Annotated in this window: 3 protein-coding genes and 1 pseudogene; 1 reads left to right on the forward strand and 3 read right to left on the reverse strand. The window is 34.1% G+C overall.

Annotation, left to right across the window (positions count from 1 at the left end):
• Nucleotides 1–580 (forward strand): annotated as a pseudogene (locus AC2LE6_RS08455) (GH92 family glycosyl hydrolase); the annotation flags it as partial.
• Here AC2LE6_RS08455 and AC2LE6_RS08460 read toward each other — a convergent pair.
• From AC2LE6_RS08460 to AC2LE6_RS08470, 3 genes are all read right to left on the reverse strand, one after another.
• Nucleotides 555–1,904 (reverse strand): sugar ABC transporter permease, encoded by a 1,350-nt coding sequence (locus tag AC2LE6_RS08460; RefSeq protein WP_484478820.1) that lies wholly within the window; start codon nucleotides 1,902–1,904, stop codon nucleotides 555–557. The pseudogene AC2LE6_RS08455 and the gene AC2LE6_RS08460 overlap by 26 nt on opposite strands.
• 2 nt (nucleotides 1,905–1,906) lie before the next feature.
• Entirely contained in the window at nucleotides 1,907–4,333 is a 2,427-nt protein-coding gene (locus AC2LE6_RS08465; protein ID WP_484478821.1) for a carbohydrate ABC transporter permease, read from the reverse strand.
• Between the two features lie 84 nt (nucleotides 4,334–4,417).
• A partial coding sequence (locus AC2LE6_RS08470; RefSeq protein ID WP_484478822.1) for an extracellular solute-binding protein occupies nucleotides 4,418–5,297 on the reverse strand: 880 nt, incomplete at its 5' end.

Consider the following 5,297-nt stretch of genomic DNA (forward strand, 5'->3'; position numbering starts at 1 on the left):
TAGAGCTCATGCTGGTTTTTTGTCTGTTGAAATGAAAGACAAAACCAGGGCAGATTTAACCGTAAGTAAACGCTCAGGAATAGCACGATTCACATTTGATAAAAATACAGATGAAGGATCGGTATTGATAGGAGCAGGAATCAGCTCAACATTTGTTGATAATGCGATGATTAAAATCACATCAAATAAAAGCTGTGAAGGGTTTGCTGATGGCGGAGAATTTTGTGGAACTAAAACACCTTACCGTATTTATTTTGCAGTGGAATTTGATAGCGCATCATCAAATAATGGAACATGGATTGGCAATGCTTTATTAAAGGATTCTAAATATGGCTTTGGAAAAAACTCAGGAGCCTTTTTTACATTCGATACTAATAAAAATGATGAAGTTCAATATAGGATAGCAGTATCATTTGTTTCAATTAAAAATGCTAAAGAAAACTTAAAAGCGAGCAAAATAGAAGGCGGATTTCAAGCTTACAAAAACAATGCAGAACAAGTCTGGAATGAAAATTTATCAAAAATAAAAAGGCACTCAATGAGTGCCTCTTTTTTTAACCTTTGTTTGCTCCTGCAGTAATTCCTTCAATTAAGTAACGTTGGAATACAATATACAGCACTGTAATTGGAACTGCAACGATTAACGCAGCAGCCGCAAAGGCTGGATAATTGATATTACTTGGATTATTAATCCAGTCGAAGATACCAACAGCTAAAGTCCATTTATCTTGATCAATTATTAAGAACGATGGAAGGATGTAATCCATCCATGGTGCCATAAACGATGTTACAGCTACGAAACTAATGATTGGAACTGATAATGGTAAGATGATTTTGAAGAATATTTGAAGTTTATTTGCTCCATCTATCTTCGCAGACTCATCAAGTTCTTTTGGAATATTTTGTAAGAATCCTTTGATCAACCAAATGTTAAATGGTATCCCTCCAGAAACATATATTACAATCAATGCATTTGGATTATTCGTCCATCCTAAGCTGCTGAATAGTACGAATATTGCGATTAATGATAAGAATGATGGGAACATTTGAAGAACTAATATTGTAAGTAATCCTGCTTTTTTCCCTTTGAAGTTGTAACGTGCAAATACATATGCAGTACCAGTTACGAATAACACAGCACCAATCATTGTGAAGAATGCTACTTTAAGTGTATTCCAGTACCATAGTGGGAATAGAATATAGTCTTTACCATTGATCGTTGTTTTTTCAGTAAATAAGAATCTAAATGCTTGGAATGATGGTTCATCAGGCCAAATTGTGTTTAAGATACCTGAATTTGGATTTAATGAAGTACCTACAACGTATAATATTGGTAATATTACAATCGCAGATAGTAAAATCATTTCCATGTAAATGAACATTGTTCCCATGACATTTTTTGTTTTTAGAATCATCGGAATCGCTGTTCTAGAAGGTTCTCTTACCGGAGTAACATATATATAATGTATGAAACCATAAATTGGTATTAAACCAATAAATCCAGCCTTAATAGGTCCAAGACCTTTCTTCTCAGCTATACTAACTGTTAATGATTGTTGGGTGAACAGTAACACTAATGTTAAGTACAGTGCCACTGCTTTTGCAACTACAGAACCTCCAGGTGCAAATCCAACAATATAAAGATATATAGTAAATAGTGGGAAGAACACTAAAACTAAGTTTCTAATAATAGATCTAATGATTACTGAAGAATCAAATAATCCTTCTATCTCTTTCATTTCTTCTTGATTCTTGTAATGGAAGTAACCATATACTGGAATCAATGATTTCAAGTATAATTTCGGATCTTCGATCCCCTTAAACTTAGCAATCATTACTGTTAACTGTTGTTGTACAAATAAGGCTGCAATTAAAACGTATACTAATAAGAATAAACTAAACATTATTAATCACCCTCCTTAAATGCTCTGGTTCTAGTGAAGTTCCATGCACTTAAACTACCAATAATGATAAAGATTAAGATACTGAATACACTAGCCATGTTATACCATCTAATTGAGGTATCCGTTGTTAACTTGTAGATCCAACTAATAAGGATATCAGTGGAGCCGGCGTAAGCCGTGGTGACGTCTCCCCCACCGGGGCCACCTCCAGTGATGAAGTAGATAACTCCGAAGTTATTGAAGTTCCCACTAAATGTCATTACTAGTAATGGACTTGTTGCGAATAATACTAGAGGCATAGTAATGAACTTGAATTGTTGGTAACCTGTTGCACCATCAATTGAAGCAGCCTCATATAATGATTTATCAATACTTGTCATTACACCACTCATTAAAGCCATAAAGAATGGGAATCCAAGCCAAACATTTAAGATAATAATGAATACTCTTACAAACCATGGGTTAGCAGCATTTGATAACCACTGGAATGTATCTTCTCCCATATAGAAGAATCGTTGGAACGCATTCATATCCATTGCTTCAATATGACTAGGTCCAATGAATCCATCAAATCCGAAGATACTTAATTCTCTAAAGAATTTGACGACTCCTATATCTTTTAGGGTGTTATTCACAAACCCTATATCATTGAACATTACACGGAAAATCATTTGAGAGATTAACGCAGGTACTGCCCAAGGTAATATAAGAACACTACGCCAGAATTTTCTAAATACTACACGCTTATTACTTAGAATAACCGCTTGTATAAATCCACCAAAGAAACAAGTAAACGTCGCAGCTACAGCCCAGATTAATGTCCAACTGAACACACTCCAGAACTGTCCGGCAAAGTCAATTGAACTTCCCGTAGTTAAATTAAATACTGTTTTAAAGTTCTCAAATCCAACCCAGTCTATTAACTGTCCTGGAGGAATATGAGTATTACCTGGAATCGCAGCGAAGTTTGTAAACGCAACTGCTAATCCAAAGAATATTGGCATTACACTAATAAATGATACTAGTAATAATGCTGGCATTAATACTATATACTCAAAGAAATTCTCATATAAATCTTTAAAATATTTCTTCTCACCTTGACGCTGTTTAGTCAAGGATGTTTTAATACTTGTTTTGTATGCATCTAGTATATTCCAAATAAATATTAAAGCTAGATAGAACATCGCAATACTTGTTATGATACCTTCTAGTAATAACTGTGTTGAGTTATGACCATGAATCTCCATAAACGTTGCATTTAAAGCTTTTGATCCATCATTTGGTAATAAGAACCCAAGTACTTCTTGTCTTACCAATGAAGTTTGTGGAACACTACCTAAAGTAACAACTCCCCAAACACCTTTAACAAATATTCCACCATTCTCAAAGAATGGATTGTTTAACTCATCTAATAAAGTAGTATATTCTTCAGGTCTATATTCAAAGTAGATACGAAGTAACATTTTATTCGCATCTTCATTGTTCATTAGATACCCATCAGAATTCTTGAATTGATTGGCAATGAATTTATTATAGATATAGTCATCAAATGAATCTACAAGATCACTATTTGACTTAATAATTTCTCCATAACCTTCTACATAATATGCGTTATATGCATCATTATGATACAACAACTCATTTGAATCATATTCAACAGCAAAGTAATCATCGTATATTTCTAAATACGTTACATTAAAGATAATACCTTCTGCTTCTAATGTTAACTCATTTATATAAGTATCGATATAGTCTTCCAATGTACCACTATACGATTGTTCAATTATATCTTCAGCCGCTAAAGCTTCGATTGTTGAAGATAGTTGTTCAGGATAATCATCTTCCGCTCTTGACACATTCGTCGCAATTGTTAAAATATCATCATTGGTTTGAGAAAGGATAGCTGCATCAGCAGCTGCCGTTGCATCAATTTCTAATTGTGCAACACTATTACCTTGTTCTTCAACAAGACGTAACTCATTACCAATAAACTCGTACAATCTTTGAACACTCAACGTTAATTGTTGAACTTCTTGATCTGTAAATTGAGTTCCATCACTTGTTGTAAATCTCATGGTTGTTTCATTGAAAAGTGCACCATTTTCTTCTGCCACCATATGTAAGAATGTTAAATCATCATAATTCTTTACACTAGCAGAATAATAAGGGTTTCCTTCTGTATTAAAGTAATAGTCTATAATTAAACCATTTGCAAACTCTTCCTCAGCTTCTTCACCAGCTAATTTATCATTAAAAAAGTCATATTCTTTTCCATAATTTCCAGTATTAAGTTCAATACCTATTAGCGTTAAGAAAACAAGGAAGAACATAAGAGCTTTGATCCATTGTCTATTAAATAATTGTCCTAGTCCCCATACAAGAGAACTTAATATTGCCTTGATTAAAGCAATAATCTTTATCTTACTCATCTAATCACCTCGTTATATATGTGTAACCGGTTTTACAATAATGAAAAGGCCATGAATTAACATGGCCTTTTACAGTTATTTTAATTAACTTCCTAGACCAACTTGAGAATCGAATCCTTCTTGTGCTGTGTCTGCAGCTTCTTGAGGAGTTGCAGTACCGTTCCATGCACTTGAGTACATAGTTCCAGCATTACTCCAGAAGTTACCCATTTCAGGGATAATTGGCATTGGATGACTGAATGCTAATTGAGCAGAAATTCCGCTTAAGTATTCATCAGCAGCAACACCAGCAACTGTTGATACGTCTTTTAATGCAGGTAATTTATTAGTAGCAGCATACATAATTGCTAATCCTTCATCACTTGTCATAAATTCAACGAATGTAAATGCAGCAGTAGCTTCGTTAGTTCCTTTATAAACAGCAGCTATTTGTACACCACTGAAAGTAACTGGTTGAACTCCACCGATTGTAGGAATCTTTGTAACTCCCCATTCGAATAATACGTTATCATCTTCATCAACTGATGCTTCTTTGTATCTAGAAATAGACCAAGGACCATCAATGATATAAGGTAATTCACCGTTTTCAAATGCAGTACGGTTAGATTCACCATCTAAAGTAGAACTGTTGTAGTTGTTTAATGCAGGACGTAAGTCTTCATTTAACCAAGTTAATGCATTAACCATTTCTACAGAGTCTAAGTTTGCCATAGTTTTATCTAAGTGGTTTTCACCAAATAAATCGAATCCAAATGCAGTTCCAGCGAAATGCATATCGTAAGCATTACCAACGTCTAATCTGAAGTATGAGAATGCATCAGTTGTTTCATCTCCAACTGTGTTGTGAATCATTGCGTTAGCAATAATTTCTTCCCAAGTACCTTCAGCATCAGGTGAACCGTTAAGTTCGTTTAATAATGTTTTGTTATAGAATAATGCAACAGATTCTCCACTTAATGGAGCT

The sequence above is a fragment of the Candidatus Izemoplasma sp. genome, from assembly GCF_982632705.1.

Coding starts and splice junctions, on each gene's coding strand:
- AC2LE6_RS08460 (WP_484478820.1), bottom strand. CDS start 1,904: ATGTTTAGTTTATTCTTATTAGTATACGTTTTAATTGCAGCCTTATTT.
- AC2LE6_RS08465 (WP_484478821.1), bottom strand. CDS start 4,333: ATGAGTAAGATAAAGATTATTGCTTTAATCAAGGCAATATTAAGTTCT.